The sequence below is a fragment of the Vannielia litorea genome, from assembly GCF_018424695.1.
In the GTDB taxonomy this organism is placed as follows: Bacteria; Pseudomonadota; Alphaproteobacteria; order Rhodobacterales; family Rhodobacteraceae; genus Vannielia; species Vannielia litorea_A.
This window is the reverse complement of record NZ_QTNQ01000039.1, coordinates 19999-36365: the sequence shown is the minus strand read 5'-3', so window position 1 is coordinate 36365 and position 16367 is coordinate 19999. Positions and strand designations below refer to the sequence as shown.

Genomic DNA, 16367 nt, shown 5'->3' with positions numbered 1-16367 from the left:
GACCCCGCCCTCGTCCACGCCGACTTCCTCCGCTTCCTCCTGCTCTCCAATGGCAAGGACCTCCCCCACCCCCTGCACGAAGTCGGCCTGCGAATCACAGGCGCCCGCATCAGCGGCCTGCTCGACTTGGAAGGCTGCGACATCACACGCATCCTTCTGCTAGTTGACTGCCGCTTCGACACTCCGCCTCGGCTACTCGACACTCGAATAAGGGGCTTAAACCTTACCCGCAGCGCCCTCCCCGGCCTGAATGCTGATCGGCTCAAGACTAACGGAAGCGTTTTCCTCAAGAGCATCAGCAGCATGGGAACAATTCGCCTCCCGGGAGTGCAAATTGGCGGGAACCTTGAATGCGACGGTGCTAAACTGATCGCTGAGAAAGGGAAGAGTGCCCTCAATTCCCAGGGGCTCAAGACGTCCGGCAGTGTCTTCCTCCGCAACTTGACTAGCACTGGCACCATCCATCTACTAGGCGCACAAATTGGTGGAGACCTAGTCTGCAGCGGCACTAAGATTAACGCTGGAAGCGGCGAAGACGCCCTCCAAGCCGACAGACTCAAGACCTCCGGCGGCGTATTCCTGAATGGCATAAACAGTATCGGACAGATCCGCTTTGTTGGAGCAGTAATCGGCGGAGACCTTGCTTGTGTCGGGGCTGTCCTTGAGGTGGGGAGCGGCGAAATAGCGATCACTGCCGAAAATGCCCAAATCGGGGGAACATTGTTTCTTCGCGACGACGGAGACTCAAAAACCCACGTCATAGGGCGCGTTAGACTCATAAGCGCCCGCGCCGCCGCCGTGGCAGACCACGCCGCCTGCTGGCCCGAGGCTGGGATCGACCTCGACCGCTTCACCTACGATGCCTTTCTCGGCGCCGGCGACGTGGCCGATGCCGACCGACGAATCAAATGGCTCTCGCAGCAATACACGCCCCATCTCGAAGAGGAGTTCCGCCCCCAGCCCTGGGTGCAATGCGCCAAGGTGCTGGCGGACACCGGCCATCGCGCCGACGCCCGCGCCGTGCTGATCGAAAAGGAAAAGCGCCAGCGCAGGGCCCGGCGGGTGCATCACATGACATCGGGCTGGTGGCGGCTCGCGCGGCCATTCTATGCCATCCGCGATGATCTCTTCTACACCAGCGTCGGCTATGGCCATGCCACCTCCAAGGCCTTCGTCTGGCTGCTTACCTTCTGGGGCCTCGGCGTCGCCGTCTTCGGCATGGCCGAGCACGCGGGCGCGATGAAGCCCAACAACGCCTTCATCCTCCGCGCGCCGGAGTGGGTGCGTTGCGGTGTCGAGGCCGGCCAGCCGCTCACCCTCGCCACCGGTGCGGAAGCCACCGGCCTCCCCGCCCCCGGCCAGACCCAGCCCGCCTGTTTCCTCGCGCAGGAGGAAGGCAAGGACTATCCGCGCTTCAACCCCTACACCTATTCCCTCGACACCCTCGTGCCCCTCGTCTCGATGGAGATGCAGGGCTTCTGGGTGCCCGATGCCTCCTCCGCGAGCCTCTGGGGCCGGGCCTCCCGCTGGTTCCTCTGGCTCCAGATCGCCGTCGGCTGGGCGCTCTCGCTTCTCGCCGTCGCGGGCTTCTCCGGCCTCGTGCGCAACGACTGACCGCCGCCATTCTGGGCACCGTGCGGTGCATTGATTAACGGCTGTTATGTCGGATGACATGTGCATGGGTTGTGCATGCCCAGTGCATCACTTGTGCCCCCCTGCAATCCAGGGTTAACGCCCAGATCCTGCCCCGGCGTGCGCCCGGGTCACGAAAGCGGCCACCCACGGCGCTGCCCGCTCAGATGTCCTGATTCTCCAGCACCGCCATCAGCCCCCGCTCCGGCAGCCAGGGGTTCAGCGCCAGCGCGGCTTCCAGTGCCGTCTTGGCCTCGCCATTGCGGCCCAGCCCCATCAGGGTCAGCGCCTTTGCGGCGATGGCGGCGAAATGGTCGGGGGCGCGGGCGATGGCGGCGTCGAGGTCGGTGAGTGCGGGGGCATAATCCTGCTGCATGAAGCGGATGAAGGCACGTTGGTTGTAGCCTTCCGCGTAGGTCGGGCAGTAGTCCACCAGCGCGTCGAAGGCCTTTATTGCGCCTTCGAAATCATAGGCTTCGCGCCGGTCGAGCCCCTCGTCGAGCAGTTCCTGCGCATAGGCATCGGGCGCGGTGGCCCAGATCTCCCACATCTGGTTGGTATGGCCCCGCGCGGCCTGCGCGCTCTCCGCCTCGCGGACCGATTGCAGCACCTCGGCGCGTTTCTCCGGCTCCACCAGCACGGCCTGCGTGCATTGCTCCGCCGCCACGGCTGCGCCGCTTGTGCAGGCCATGATGAGGGCGGGGATCAACGTTTTGCTAACCATGTCTCAGCCTCCCCGGCGGGCACGCGCGCGTCAACTCCCCTCCCGAAAACATGATTAACGCGCCCCGACTTGACCAAACCCGCCCTGCGGGGCACCTATCGGCCATGTTCCCGATCCGCGATCACAACCCCTCCCGCTCCACCCCCTGGGTCACGCTCGGGCTGATCGTGATCAACATCGCGGTGTTTTTCCTGGTCACTTTGCCCCTGAATGACCGCCAGCTTTACGCGCTCTATTCCGAGTTCGGAGTCACCCCTGCGCGCGTCGAGGCGCTCGATTACCTCACCGCCATGTTTCTCCACGGCGGCTTCATGCACCTTGCCGGCAACATGCTGTTTTTGTGGATCTTTGGCGACAACCTCGAAGAGGAGATGGGCCCCTTCGCCTTCCTCGGCTTCTACCTCGCAACCGGCGTCGTGGCGACATGGCTGCACGTGATCTCCTCGCCGGGGAGCATGGTGCCGATGGTGGGCGCCTCGGGGGCGATCGCGGGGGTGATGGGCGGCTACCTGCTGCTCTATCCAAAAGCGAAGATCGACGTGCTCTTCATCATCGTCATCATCCCCAAGATCTGGCCCATCCCGGCCTGGATCGTGCTCGCCGTCTGGTTCGGCCTGCAACTCATCAATGGCACGATGACCGTCGGAACCGGGGCTGGCGTCGCCTATTGGGCCCACGTCGGCGGCTTCGTTGCGGGCATGATCGGCGCCCTGCCCTGGTTCGTCAAGGAGGGCGCTGCCAGCTGGTGGCGCAAGACCGACGGCCACCCTCCCCACCCCGACACCAGCTACGGCAATCTCTCCACCACCTCCATCCCGACCGTCAGGAGACGGAAATGACAGAATCGCCCCGCCGTGCCACCTGCCATTGCGGCGCGGTGGAACTGGAAGTCACCCTCGTCCCCGCAGGCCTCGGCTCGATCCGCCGGTGCGACTGCTCCTTCTGCCGCCGCCGCGGCGCCGCGCCCGTCTCGGCCAAACTGGCCGACCTGAAGATCGTGAAAGGCGCAGACAACCTCACCTTCTACAGCTGGGGCACCCGGACCGCCAAACACTGGTTCTGCGCCACGTGCGGTATCTACACCCACCACCAGCGCCGCTCGAACCCCGAGGAATACGGCGTTAACGCAGGCTGCCTCGAAGGGGTAAACCCACGCGAGCTCGAGCCAATCCCCTGGGTTGACGGCGTGAACCACCCCGCCGACCGCGCCTAGCTGGACCGCTGTTCAATTGCGCGCCTGCGGCGCATTCCATTTGAGTGTTTGCCTCCGGAACTATCCCCGCCGGAGGCCCAAAATCTCTTCGGGACAGCCCTCAGGCCCCGCGCACCTGCTTGGCGAACTTGGCAAAGATCGTCGGGTTGGCAGCGATGATCGCACCGCTCTCCAGCACGCGCGCGCCCTCGTCCATCGGCTCCACGAAGCCGCCCGCCTCGCGCACGATCAACTCGCCCGCGGCGATGTCCCACGCATTCAGGCGGCGCTCCCAGTAACCGTCGAGGCGCCCGGCGGCCACATAAGCGAGATCCAGCGCGGCGGCGCCCCAGCGGCGCACGCCGGCGCAGGTCGGCAGTAGCCGGGCGCAGGCCTGTAGGGTTTCGGGCAGCTCGGGGCGCCCGCCAAACGGAAAGCCGGTGGCAAAGATGCACTCGATCATCCGCTCCCGGCCCGACACCCGCAGACGGGTTTCGTTCATCCATGCGCCGGCGCCCTTTTCGGCCCAAAAGCACTCATCCTTGGCCGGGTCATAGACCACACCGGCAACCACTTCGCCCTTGTGCTCCAGCGCAATCGACACCGCCCAATGCGGCAGCCCGTGCAGGAAGTTGGTGGTGCCGTCCAGCGGATCGACGATCCAGCGGCGTGTCGGGTCTTCGCCGTCCTCGCCGCCGCCCTCTTCTCCGAGCCAGCCATAGGTGGGCCGCGCGCCCATCAGCTCTTCCTTGACAATCTCCTCGGCCCGCGTGTCGGCGCGCGACACGAAATCGCCGGGCCCCTTGGAGCTGACCTGCAGGTTCTCCACCTCACGGAAATCCTTCACCAGCGAGCGGCCCGCCTTGCGGGCAGCCTTGATCATGGTGTTGAGGTTTGCGCTGCCACTCATCATCCGGCTCCTTTGGCGTTCAAGGTGGCGCGTATAGGCCGGAATGGCCCCGCTGCCAAGGGCTAGCCCGCGCGTTGAAGCTTCACCGGCTCGCTGCGCGCGAGCTTCAGGAAATGCGCCATATAGGGCTTCGTCGCCTCCGCATCGCGCGTTGCGGCATAGAGCCTGCGGGTCAGGCCCGTTTCGGTCAGCGGACGGGTGATATAGTCATCGCTCTTCAGTGTGGCCCGCAGCACCCAGTCGGGCAGCACGCTCACGCCGCGCCCCGAGGCCACCAGCAGCAGGATCACCGCCGTCAGCTCGCTCTGGCGCACCTGCCGGGGCTGCACCTTGGCCGGGGTGAGAAATTGCGAAAACACGTCCAGACGCGACGGTTCCACCGGGTAGGTAATGAGCACCTCGTCGCGCAGATCTTCCGGGGCGATCCAGGCCTTCTCCGCCAGTGGATGCGAAGCGGCGGCCACGAAGGTGGGCTGGTAGTCGAACAGCGGCGCAAAGCTGATGCCGGGCAGATCTTCGGGGTCGGACGACACCACCAGATCCACCTCCTCCTTCTGCAACGCCGGCAGCGCATCAAACGCCAGACCGGGGCGAATATCGACATCCACATCCGGCCAGGCCCGGCGAAACTGCTCAAGCACCGGAAACAGCCACTCGAAACAGGCGTGGCATTCGATGGCGATATGCAGCCGCCCGGTCTTGCCCGAGCGCAGCGCCTTGAAGTCCTGCTCCAGCGCTTCGATCTCGGGCAGCACCTTCTCGGCCAGCCTCAATAACCTGTGCCCGGCGGCCGAAAGCTTCAACGGCTTGCTGCGCCGTACAAACAGCTCCACTCCCGCCTGGTCCTCCAGCCCCTTGATCTGATGGCTCAGGGCCGATTGGGTGATGTTGAGCATATCCGCCGCCCGCGCCAGCCCACCGGCCTGATGGATCGCCCGCACCGAGCGGAGATGGCGAAATTCGATATGCATGTGAAACTCATGATCGTGTTGAGAGTTATGAGCTTGTTTCACAGCCGCGGATTTGCGACAACCAAAACCGACAAAAGAGGACAGTAAACCGTCATGCCCGCCGCCCCTTCCGTTTCCTTCGAATTCTTCCCGCCGCAAAACCTAGAGGCGAGCTTCCGCCTTTGGGATACCGTCCAGGTTCTGGCCCCGCTCGATCCCTCTTTCGTGTCGGTGACTTACGGCGCAGGCGGCACGACCCGTGAGCTGACGCGCGATGCGGTGGCAACGCTGCACAAGTCCTCCGGCCTCAACGTGGCCGCCCATCTCACCTGCGTGAACGCGAGTCGCGAAGAGACGCTGGGAATCGCCCGCGGCTTCTACGAAGCGGGCGTGCGCGAGATCGTGGCGCTGCGGGGCGATCCGCCAAAGGGCAGCGCCGGGTTCGAGCCGCACCCCGATGGCTTCGCCAACGCCTGCGAGCTGATCACCGCCCTCAAGGACACCGGCGATTTCAAGATCCGCGTCGGCGCCTACCCCGATCCGCACCCCGAGGCCAAGGCTGAGGGTGCCGATGTGGCATGGCTCAAGAAGAAGTTCGAGGCCGGGGCCGATGAGGCCATCACCCAGTTCTTCTTCGAGGCGGAAACTTTCCTGCGGTTCCGAGATGCCTGCGCTGCGGCGGGGATCGACAAGCCGGTGATCCCGGGTGTTCTGCCGATTGAAAACTTCAAGAACACCGCCCGCTTCGCCGCCCGCTGCGGGGCCCATGTGCCTCAGTGGATGGTCGATGCCTTCGAGGCCGCCGAGCGTGATGGGCGCGAGGAGCTTCTGGCCACCGCACTGGCCACCGAGCTGTGCAGCGAGCTTCTGGATGAAGGCGTGGAGCACCTCCACTTCTACACCCTCAACCGCCCCGGCCTCACCCGCGACGTGTGCCGCGCCATCGGCGTGCAGCCCGTCCAAACGCTTGAAAATGTGGCGTGATCGCGCAGGGCGGGACTTGTCCCGCCCCGGCCGACAAGCCGCTCCTCGGCCCTTTCGGTCTTCCTCGCAGATGCGATGAGGGGCCGACAGGCCCCGAAGAGCTACCCCTCAGGGTCGCCAAAGGTCAAATAGGCCCACATCCGCTCCAGAATGCCACCGCTCCATGTGTCGCGCAGCGCGGCCTCTTCGGCGCTCACCAGCACGCCGTCGAGCCCGCTCGCCAGCACCTCCAGCTCGATCTGGGCGGCATCCTCGGCATACCAGGCCAGCACGACGGCCTCCTCGATGCTCTCTCCCACCGTCACCAGACCGTTGCCGCGCATCACCCCGGCCCGCATCCCCGCCATCTGCGCCGCCAGCGCCTCGGCACTCGCATCATCGCGGATCAGCAATGGCGAGTCCCACAGTGCCATCCCGGCCCTGAAATAAGCGCCCATCCCGTGCCGCATCTGCGGCACACGGCGCAGGGTCGAAAGCGCCATGATCTTAGGCGGCATGCAGCGCACCACCCCGCCCGCCTCGGGCCGCGTCTTGTAGAGCTGCTGATGTATCCGCACCTCCCCGAGCACACCCTCCGGCAAAGGTCCGTCCACCGGAACCACCGTGCCCTCGGCCCCCGGGGTCACCTGCCCCATCGGCACCGGCGCGCAGACGAGGAACTCGTGCTCCGATAGCCGGACCGAGCAATGCCCGTAGGCATGGGCCAGCCCGGCACGCCCCAGCGCCCGGGCCGCCATCCGCAGCGTCACCTCAGTCGTCGCTTCACTCATCGTCGTCGCGGAATTCGGGAATGTCCGGCTTGGCGCCCCACTTGCAAAACCCCTTCGGCTCCGCCGGAAACTGCCGCTCGCGCCAGAGCAGCTCATCCGCAATCTCGGCCACGCCGGATGAGTATTCAAACACCATCCCGTCCGGCCCCTCGAAGTAGAGAAATTTCGCCGTGGAGGTCGGGTGCCGCCCGGGGCCAAACACCATCCGCACATCCCGCTCCCGCAAGAAGTTGAAGCTCCGCTGGATGTCGTCGGCAGACTCAACCTGATGGTTGATATGCTGAATCCCCTTCCGCTGCGCCGGGAACAGCGCGATCGTGTGATGCACCTCGTCGATCCGCAGCAAGGGCGCGTCCCCGATCCGGTCGCTGACGCGGGCATTGCACACCTTGGTCCAGAAGGCCTCGTCCCGCACCGGATCGGTGCTGCACAGGCCCACGTGCGAAAACCCGGTGATCCCGGCATCCCGCGTGCCGTGATACCGCCGCCCGCTCATCTCGGGCCGCACCACCAGCTCGATCCGGTTGCCGGTCGGGTCATCAAACCCGATGAAGGCCCGCACCTGCCGCAGCCCTGCCTCCTCCGGCGTGCCCACATGCACCGCATGGCCAATCGCCTCCAGCGCGGCGGCGGCCTCGTCCAGCTCGGCCGTGCTCACCACTTCGAAGCCCACCGCGTGGTCACTGGGGTCGCCATCGAAGTAGCATAGCGTGTGCGCCCTTTGATCAGAGCGAAAATAGGCCGCCCCCTTGCGCCGCTCCGCCACCTCCAGACCGAGGTAATCGCGGGCGAAGAACTCCGCGCCCTCAAGGTCGCGCGTGCCCATCCGCACATAGCTGACATCTCGCAGAGAAATCATGCCTCCCCTCCATATTCCGCCACCGTGCTGTCGCTGCCCCAGGCGCAAAAGCCGCTGCGCGCGCCCGGAAACTGCCGCGCAAGCCCGTCATGCGCCGCGCCTTCACCCACGTAGCCGAAAAGCATGTCTTCCGGCCCGCGATAGCTGATGAAAAGCGCCCCCGACGCCGGGTTTCGCCCGGGCCCGCTCACAACCGGGACCTGCTGAGACTGAAGGAAGTATCCGGCCTGCATCACCTGGTCGATGCCCTCCACCTCGAACTGCACTTCCAGCAGCCCGTCGCGGGCCGAGGGCAGGAGAAGCACCCGGTGGTGCGCCTCGTCTATCGCAAGGTAGGCACCCTCGCCCACCCAGTCGCTCACCCGCGCCCCCAGCACCTCGCACCAAAGCGCCACGTCGGCCTCCACATCGGTGCTTGCCAGCACCACGCCGGACAGGCCGCAGATCCCCGCATCGCGCGGCCCGTGATAGCGCCATCCGCTCGACAGGGGGCGCACCACGAACTCCAGCGCCAGCCCGCCACGCAGCTTGAGGCCCAACAACGCCTTGCACCGCCGCGCCGCGCACTCCGCTTCGCTGCCGCGCCATGTCTCGCGCCCGGCCAACCTCTGCTCCAGGGCCTTCAGCGCGCCCATGTCGCGCAGCTCCAGCCCGAGCGACGCGCCTGCCTCGCCCTCCACCAGTGCAAGCGAATGGTCGCGCGCATCGGAGCGGAACAGGGCCACGCCCTCGCCCGCCTCCACCCGCTGCAAGCCCACGATATCCTCGGCGAAGGCCGCGGCTCGGCCCAGATCGGCCACACCTCGACGCACATAGGCCAGTTTCTCGATCACGCCTGAGCCTCCCACGCCGGGCCTCCCGCCTCAGAGCTTCACGCAGATATTGCGGGTCTCGGTGTAGAATTCCAAGCCATGCACGCCGCCCTCGCGCCCGATGCCGCTGGCCTTCATCCCGCCGAAGGCGGTGCGAAGGTCTCGGACGAACCACGAGTTCACCCATGTGATCCCCGCCTCAAGCTGCGCCGCAACCCTGTGCGCGCGGCTCACATCCTGCGTCCAGAGCATGGAGGCGAGGCCGTAGGGCGTGTCATTCGCCCGCGCCACCACCTCTTCTTCCTCGTCGAAGGGCGCGATGTGCACGCAGGGTCCGAAGATTTCTTCGCGCACCACCGGGCTGTCTTCGCGGAGGCCGGTCCAGATCGTCGGCTGTACCCAGTTGCCCCCCTCCAGCGCGGCGGGCATCTCCAGCCGCCCGCCGCCGGTGACAACCTCCGCACCACCCGCCGCCGCCTTCTGGTAATAGCCCAGAACCTTCGCCGGATGATCGCTGGGGATGAGCGGGCCAAAGCTTGTGGCCTTGTCAAAGGGGTCGCCCGCCACCAGTGACTCGGCGCGTGCTTTCAGCCCCTCCACGAAGCGCTCGAACACGGGCCGCTCCACATAAAGCCGCTCGGTTTGCAGGCACACCTGCCCGCCGTTCATGAACACGGCCCGCGCCGCCTGGTCCAGCGCCGCCTCCATGTCGGCGTCGGCAAAGATGACGCCCGCGTTCTTGCCGCCCAGTTCGAACGACACCGGCCGCACCCCCTTGGCCGCCGCACACATGATCGTCTCGCCCGTCCGCGTCTCCCCGGTAAAGGTGATGCCATCCACGCCCGGATGCTCGGTCAGCCATTGCCCCGCCGCGCCCGGCCCATGGCCCTGAACTACGTTGTAAACACCGTCCGGTATCCCCGCATCGCGGATCACCTCCGCCAGCAGCGCCGCCGTCGCGGGCGTTTCCTCCGAAGGCTTCACCACCACCGTGTTGCCGCAGGCCAGCGCGGGGCCGACCTTCCATGTCATCAACAACAGCGGCAGGTTCCACGGGCAGATCACCGCAATCACGCCCCTCGGCCCGCGCAGGCTGTAATTCAGCGCATCCCGCCCGTCGGGCGCGACAAAGGGAAAGGCCTCGCCCGGCGTGTGCTTCAGAACCTCCGCGAAGGCCCGGAAATTCGCCGCGCCCCGCGGAATATCAAGGTGGCTCGCCATGCTCACCGGCTTGCCGGTATCGAGAATTTCCGCCTGTAGGAACTCGTCAAACCGCGCCTCGATCCCGTCGGCAATCGCGTGCATCGCCTTTGCGCGCTGGTCCACGGTCATCTGGCCCCACGGCCCCTTGAGCGCCGCCCGTGCCGCCCGCACCGCAGCATCCACATCAGCCTCGCGCGCGGCGGACACCAGCGCAACAACCTCGCCAGTGGCCGGGTTGATATCCTCGAAGGTCTCGCCGCCCGCCACGGCCACGCCACCCACGAAGCTCGTAATCATCCGCATGTCACCGCCATCCATGGCGCACCTCCCTGCTTTCACGAAAAACGTAGAACCGGCCCCAGCCATCGTCAACAACATTATCGATAATTTCTGTATCACCGATAAACATGTAGATGCTTAACATGTTATCTCTTGGCAAGCGCGCCTGAAACGTCCAAAACACCGCAAACGGAGGACACCCGAATGCTGACAGAAGACCAACGCGCCAAGGCCGTAGACTCGCTGCTGGAAAGCCACCGCACCAAGGTGCAGGGCGAGCGGCCCTCTGCCATGTTCCCCGAGATCGAGCTGGAAGACAGCTATGCCATCTCCTCCGCCGTGGCCCAGGCGCGGGTGGCCGAGGGCCGCCGGATCGTCGGTCACAAGATCGGCCTCACCTCCAAGGCGATGCAGGCCGCCAGCAAGATCGACGAGCCAGACTTCGGCTACCTCTTCGATGATCAACTGCTCGCCGATGGCGCCAAGGTGCCTTTCGAGAGCTTCTGCAAACCCCGCGTCGAGCCCGAACTCACCTTCGTGCTGCACTCCCCCCTCAAGGGCCCCGGGGTGCAACTGATCGATGTGCTGCGTGCGACCGAATGGGTGATCCCCTCGATCGAAATCATCGACGCCCGGGTAACCGAGCCGCGCAAGATCTTCGACACCGTGGCCGACAATGGCGCAGGTGCGGGCATCGTCCTCGGCGGCCGCCCGGTGCGCCCCGATGCGATCGACCTGCGCACCGTGGGCGCCGTCTTCTATCGCAACTCCGAGATCGAGGAGACGGGCCTCGCCGCAGGCGTCCTCGGCCACCCCGCAATGGCCATCGCGTGGCTGGCCAACAAGCTCGGCCCCTATGGCACCGAGCTGAAGCCGGGCGACTACATGCTCTCGGGCAGCTTCACCCGCCCCGTGCACGCGCAAAAGGGCGACACGCTGCACGCCGATTTCGGCCCGCTCGGCTCGGTTGCGGTGCAGTTCACCTAACAGGCGATCCCCCGCCTATCGGCCTCGTGCCGCCGCGTAACCCCTTTCAAAGTGACCCGGGCCATGCCCGAATGTGAACGTGTTCATTGTCACGTTACGCACGCCTGCTTTTTCAGGGCCAAAGAATAACTTTTCAGGGGAATCACCATGCCGCGCGACTTCGGTCAATCTTCGCACTCCAACGGTCATCACAACGGGCGAGGCCACGGCCACGACCATCACCGCCCACAGGTGATCTTTCAGGGCAGCCGCCGCGATGACGTGATCGAGGCCAATGACGGCAACAACCTGATCTTCGGCCACAACGGCGATGATACCATCTTCTCCGGCGCGGGCTTCGATATCATCAGCGGCGGGCGCGGCACCGATACCTCGGTCTACTCCGGCTCTGTCGCAGATTACGAGGTCGCCAACTTCGGCTGGGGCTGGTTCAAGACCACCGTCGTCACCGGCCCCGAGGGCACCGATGTGCTCAACGGCGTCGAGGCGCTCTACTTCGAGGCCGATGACTATACGCTCTGGATCGACGGCACCAACAACGCCGTGCTGGCGGGAGACGATGCGGCGGCAACCGATGAAGACACCCCCCTGACGATCGACGCTGCCACCCTGCTGGCCAACGACCAGGAATTCGATGGCGACGCGATCACCATCACCTCGGTCGATGCCACCTCGGCCAATGGCGCCTCCGTCAGCTTCGATGGCACCACAATCACCTACGACCCGGCGGTTTTCGACGCGCTGGCCGAGGGCGAGACGCTGGAAGACACCTTCACTTACACCGTGGATGACGGAAAGGGCGGCACCGATACCGCCACCGTCACCATCGCCGTCACCGGCGTGAACGACGCGCCCGAGGTCACCGCGTCCTCCGTCACCATCGACGAGAACACCACCGAGGTCGCTGCCGGCGTCTCCGCCAGTGACGCCGAGGGCGATGCGCTCACCTACGGCCTCTCCGGCGCCGACGCCGCGCTCTTCACCATCGACGCGGCCACCGGCGAAATCGCCTTCCTCGCCGCGCCCGACTATGAGGCCCCGCTCGATGCCGATGGCGACAATGCCTATGAGCTAACCATCGAGGCCTCAGACGGCAGCGCCACAGGCACCGTCGACATCACCGTCACCGTGGCCGATGTCGATGAAACCCCGCCGATCGACGCCCGGATCAACGAGTTCCACTACGACAACACCGGCGGCGACCAGGGCGAGTTCATCGAGGTCCGCGTTGCGGCGGGCACCGATGTCTCCGCGCTCGAGGTCGAGCTTTACAACGGCTCCGGCGGCACGGTGTATGACACCCTCGCCGTCTCCTCCGGCGACATGACGAGCGATGGCACCTGGGATTACTACGTCATCAACCTGCCCGCCAACGGCATCCAGAACGGCGCGCCCGACGGCATGGCGCTGGTCAACGGCGGCGCGGTGATTGAAACGCTGTCCTACGAGGGCGAGCTTACCGCAACCGCTGGCGCCGCCACCGGGCTGACCTTCGCCGATATCGGCGTGGCCGAGGGCAGCGGCACCCCCGTTGGCTTCTCGCTCCAGCGCGAGGATGACGGCACCTGGAGCGCCCCGGAAGAGAACACCGCCGGGCTCGACAACAACTACGAAGCGCCCGCCGAAGTGCGGATCAACGAGCTGCACTACGACAACACCGGCACCGACGAAGGCGAATTCATCGAGGTGCGCATCACCGCCAGGGAGGACGCCTCCGGCTACCGCATCGCGCTCTACAACGGCAACGGCGGCGGCGTCTACGACACACTTTCGCTGGCCGACGACGCCACCATGACAACCGATGGCACCTGGGATTATTACGTCATCGCGCTGCCCAGCAACGGGCTGCAAAACGGCGCGCCTGACGGGCTGGCCCTCTATGACGCCGAAGGCGTGGTCGAGTTCCTCTCCTACGAGGGCAGCTTCACCGCATCCGGCGGCATCGCCAATGGCATGACCTCCACCGATATCGGCGTATCGGAGAGCAGCGGCACGCCCGTGGGTTTCTCGCTCCAGCGCGGCGACGGCGACAGCTGGTATGCCGAGGGGGCCAACACCTCCGGCACCGCCAACTCCGCTCCCGCGCCGGACTTCGAGGCACGGATCAACGAGTTCCACTACGACAATGACGGCGGCGACGTGGGCGAGTTCATCGAGGTCCGCGTCACGGCGGGCGCCGATGCCTCCGGCCTCTCGGTCGAACTCTACAATGGCAACGGCGGCGGCGTCTACGGCACCCTCGCCCTGCCCGCCGCGCCCGCCACCTCCGATGGCACCTGGGATTACTATGTCATCGAGCTGCCCGAGAATGGGCTGCAAAACGGCGCACCCGATGGCTTGGCGCTGGTGTCGGGCGATTTCGTCTTCGAGTTCCTGTCCTACGAGGGCACGCTCACCGCAACCGGCGGCACCGCAGCAGGGCTCACCTCCGAAGATATCGGCGTGTCCGAGCCCGGCAGCACGCCCCTCAGCTTCTCGCTCCAGCGCAACGAAGATGGCACCTGGCGCGGGCCCGAGCAGAACACCTCGGGCATTTCCAACGATGCCCCGCCCGAATTGCGCATCAACGAGCTGCATTACGACAATGACGGTGGCGACCTGGGCGAATTCGTCGAAGTCCGCGTGACCGCTGGCACCGACGTGACCGGCGTCACCGTCGAGCTGCACAACGGCGAGGCCAGCGGCAACACCGAATACAGCACCGCCCTGCTCTCGGACGGCGCGATGACGAGCGACGGCACCTGGGACTACTACGTGCTGGAAGTCGATGACTTCCCCGGCACCACGGGCATCCAGAACGGCCCCGACGGCGTCGCCCTGATCGCCGACGATGGCAGCGTGATCGAGTTCTTCTCCTACGAAGGCAGCTTCACCGGCGTCGGCGGCGCGGTCGACGGCCTCGCCTCCACCGACATGGGCGTGTCCGAGCCGGGCAGCACCCCCGTGGGCTTCTCGCTTCAGCGCGAGGACGATGGCACATGGTCCGCCCCGGAAGAGGCCAACCCCGGCCTCGACAACAACACCGTGCCACCCACGCTCTATTTCATCTCCGAAGTGCAGGGCGAGGGCTTCGCCTCCCCGCTCGAAGGCCAGCAGGGCGTGCAGGTGGAGGCGGTTGTCACCTATGTCACCGCAGACGGCTTCTACCTCACCGAGGAAATCGCCGACTGGGACGGCTATGGCACCGTGTCTCAGGGCATCTTCGTCTACACCGGCGGCGGCCACGCCGTTCAGGTTGGCGACCTTGCCTCGGTCACCGGCACCGTCGACGAGTATTTCGGCCTCACCCAGCTCACCGACGTGACCGATATCACCGTGGTCGATACCAACCAGTTCGTGCCAGTCGTCAATGTCGAGATCGGGCCGAACACCATCAACGAGTGGGAATCGCTCGAAGGCATGTATGTGTCGGTCACCTCGGCCACCGCCGATCCGCTGACCATCACAGCCAACTTCAACCTCGACCGCTTCGGCGAAATCTCCATCAGCGCGGGCACCCCGGTACAGCCGACCCAGCTCTACGACGGCGGCTCGCCCCAGGCGATCGCGGCGGCAGAGGAAAACGCCAACAACACGCTGCTCCTGAATGACGGGCTGCCGGGCTCCAACCCCGACGAGTTCATCTACATCCCCAACACCGGCAGCGGCGACAACGGCAACGGCATCCTCGATGCGGGCGACGATATCGCCAACTCCACCACGCCGCGCCTCGGCACCGTGATCGACGCGCCGGTGGAAGGCGTGCTGACTTACGGCTTCGGTGACTATCAGGTCATCGTCGACGGGGTGCTCTCGCTCGATGAAAGCGCCAACCCCCGCCCCGAAACCCCCGATGACGTGGGCGGCGATCTTCAGGTCGCCTCGGTGAACGTGCTCAACTACTTCACCACCTTCTCCGGCGGCACCGGCCCGGCGGACGAAGATGGCAACCGCCCCGGCGTGCGCGGCGCCGACAATCAGGAAGAGCTCGACCGCCAGACAGACGGGCTGACCGCCGAGATCCTCGGCACGGGTGCCGAAGTGGTGGCGCTTCAGGAGTTGGAGAACAACGGCTTCACCGCCACTTCCGCCATCGTCACCCTGACCGACGAGCTGGATGCCGCATCGGGCGGCGCCACCGACTACGTCGCGGTCAACCCCTTCGGCTACACCGGCACCCCGCTCGATCCGGGCGATCCGGGCTGGATCGGCACCGACGCGATCACCACCGGCATCATCTATGACGCCAACGCGGTGACGCTGATCTACGCCGAAGCGCTCGTCTTCGCCGAACCCTCGAACGATGTGACCAACGCCATCGCCGAGGCGCTGGCCGGCTACATCGACTTTGACTGGGACAGCTTTGACCGCAACCGCCCCTCGGTGGCCGCAACCTTCGTGGACAATGCGACAGGCGAAGAGTTCACCGTGGTCTCCTCGCACTTCAAGTCCAAGGGCGACAGCGACCTGCAAGACATCGCGGATGACGCCGAGGCCTGGCTCACCAACAACCCGACCCATGACGACTACGCCGCCGTCGAGGCACTCCTGCAAGACCTCTACGCAGATCCCAACTTCGACAAGGGCGATGGCCAGGGCTTCTGGAACGAGGTGCGCACCGATGCGGCCATCGAGCTGAACGACTGGATCGAAACCAGCTACAATGGCACCGGCACCGATACCGTCATCTACCTTGGTGACATGAACGCCTACACCGAGGAAGACCCGGTGCAATACCTCGATGATGACGCCGGGCTGACAGACCTGATCGCCACGCTGATCGGGCAGGATGAGGCCTATTCCTACGTCTTTGACGGCCAGGCGGGCACGCTCGACCAGGCGCTGGTGGATGACGCCATGCTGCCCTTCGTCACCGGCATCACCGAGTGGCACATCAACGCCGACGAGCCGGACCTGCTGAACTACGACACCAGTTTCAACGACCCGGCCTTCGACGCCTCCGGCCCCTATGCCGCTTCCGACCACGACCCGATCATCGTTGGCCTCGATTTCGATCCGGACCTTCCGATCACCTGACACGTCGGGCAACCCGGCATGACGAAGGCGGCATCCAACCGGGTGCCGC

Annotated in this window: 13 protein-coding genes; 6 read left to right on the top strand and 7 right to left on the bottom strand. The window is 65.7% G+C overall.

What is annotated here, in order from left to right; all coding sequences use genetic code 11:
* The first annotated feature begins 798 nt into the window (after positions 1–798).
* On the top strand, positions 799–1614 hold the full coding sequence (locus tag DYI42_RS13950) for a hypothetical protein (RefSeq protein ID WP_213546602.1): 816 nt from the start codon (positions 799–801) through the stop codon (positions 1612–1614).
* Positions 1615–1795: 181 nt separating this feature from the next.
* Here the strand turns inward: DYI42_RS13950 and DYI42_RS13945 are convergent, their stop codons facing one another.
* On the bottom strand, positions 1796–2356 hold the full coding sequence (locus DYI42_RS13945; RefSeq protein WP_213546601.1) for a tetratricopeptide repeat protein: 561 nt from the start codon (positions 2354–2356) through the stop codon (positions 1796–1798).
* Between the two features lie 104 nt (positions 2357–2460).
* Between DYI42_RS13945 and DYI42_RS13940 the strand changes: the two genes are divergently transcribed.
* Entirely contained in the window at positions 2461–3195 is a 735-nt protein-coding gene (locus DYI42_RS13940) for a rhomboid family intramembrane serine protease (RefSeq protein ID WP_213546600.1), read from the top strand.
* Positions 3192–3569, top strand: coding sequence for a GFA family protein (locus DYI42_RS13935; protein ID WP_213546599.1), 378 nt, complete (start codon positions 3192–3194; stop codon positions 3567–3569). The genes DYI42_RS13940 and DYI42_RS13935 overlap by 4 nt, the downstream gene beginning before the upstream one ends.
* 100 nt (positions 3570–3669) lie before the next feature.
* Here the strand turns inward: DYI42_RS13935 and DYI42_RS13930 are convergent, their stop codons facing one another.
* On the bottom strand, positions 3670–4458 hold the full coding sequence (locus tag DYI42_RS13930) for an inositol monophosphatase family protein (RefSeq protein ID WP_213546598.1): 789 nt from the start codon (positions 4456–4458) through the stop codon (positions 3670–3672).
* Positions 4459–4520: 62 nt separating this feature from the next.
* Entirely contained in the window at positions 4521–5429 is a 909-nt protein-coding gene (locus DYI42_RS13925; protein WP_213546597.1) for a LysR family transcriptional regulator, read from the bottom strand.
* A 93-nt stretch (positions 5430–5522) separates the two neighbouring features.
* Between DYI42_RS13925 and metF the strand changes: the two genes are divergently transcribed.
* On the top strand, positions 5523–6392 hold the full coding sequence (gene metF, locus DYI42_RS13920; RefSeq protein ID WP_213546596.1) for a methylenetetrahydrofolate reductase [NAD(P)H]: 870 nt from the start codon (positions 5523–5525) through the stop codon (positions 6390–6392).
* Between the two features lie 101 nt (positions 6393–6493).
* Here the strand turns inward: metF and DYI42_RS13915 are convergent, their stop codons facing one another.
* Genes DYI42_RS13915 through DYI42_RS13900 form a run of 4 tightly spaced genes read right to left on the bottom strand, consistent with a single transcriptional unit; the run spans position 6494 to position 10354 of the window.
* Positions 6494–7162, bottom strand: a complete 669-nt coding sequence (locus DYI42_RS13915) for a class II aldolase/adducin family protein (RefSeq protein ID WP_213546595.1) — start codon at positions 7160–7162, stop codon at positions 6494–6496.
* The gene (locus DYI42_RS13910) at positions 7155–8021 is read right to left on the bottom strand and encodes a VOC family protein (RefSeq protein ID WP_213546594.1); all 867 of its coding nucleotides are present in this window, start codon (positions 8019–8021) and stop codon (positions 7155–7157) included. Before DYI42_RS13910 ends, DYI42_RS13915 begins: the two co-directional genes overlap by 8 nt.
* Positions 8018–8854, bottom strand: coding sequence for a VOC family protein (locus DYI42_RS13905; RefSeq protein WP_213546593.1), 837 nt, complete (start codon positions 8852–8854; stop codon positions 8018–8020). The genes DYI42_RS13910 and DYI42_RS13905 overlap by 4 nt, the downstream gene beginning before the upstream one ends.
* A 30-nt stretch (positions 8855–8884) precedes the next feature.
* On the bottom strand, positions 8885–10354 hold the full coding sequence (locus DYI42_RS13900; RefSeq protein ID WP_244867920.1) for a 2-hydroxymuconic semialdehyde dehydrogenase: 1470 nt from the start codon (positions 10352–10354) through the stop codon (positions 8885–8887).
* A gap of 165 nt (positions 10355–10519) precedes the next feature.
* Here DYI42_RS13900 and DYI42_RS13895 point away from each other — a divergent pair, with 165 nt between their 5' ends.
* A complete protein-coding gene (locus DYI42_RS13895) occupies positions 10520–11302 on the top strand; it encodes a fumarylacetoacetate hydrolase family protein (protein ID WP_213546592.1) in 783 nt (260 codons plus the stop codon).
* Between the two features lie 147 nt (positions 11303–11449).
* Positions 11450–16318 carry an ExeM/NucH family extracellular endonuclease gene (locus tag DYI42_RS13890; protein ID WP_213546591.1) on the top strand — a complete coding sequence of 1623 codons (4869 nt, stop codon included), beginning with the start codon at positions 11450–11452 and terminating at the stop codon, positions 16316–16318.
* Positions 16319–16367: the final 49 nt, after the last annotated feature.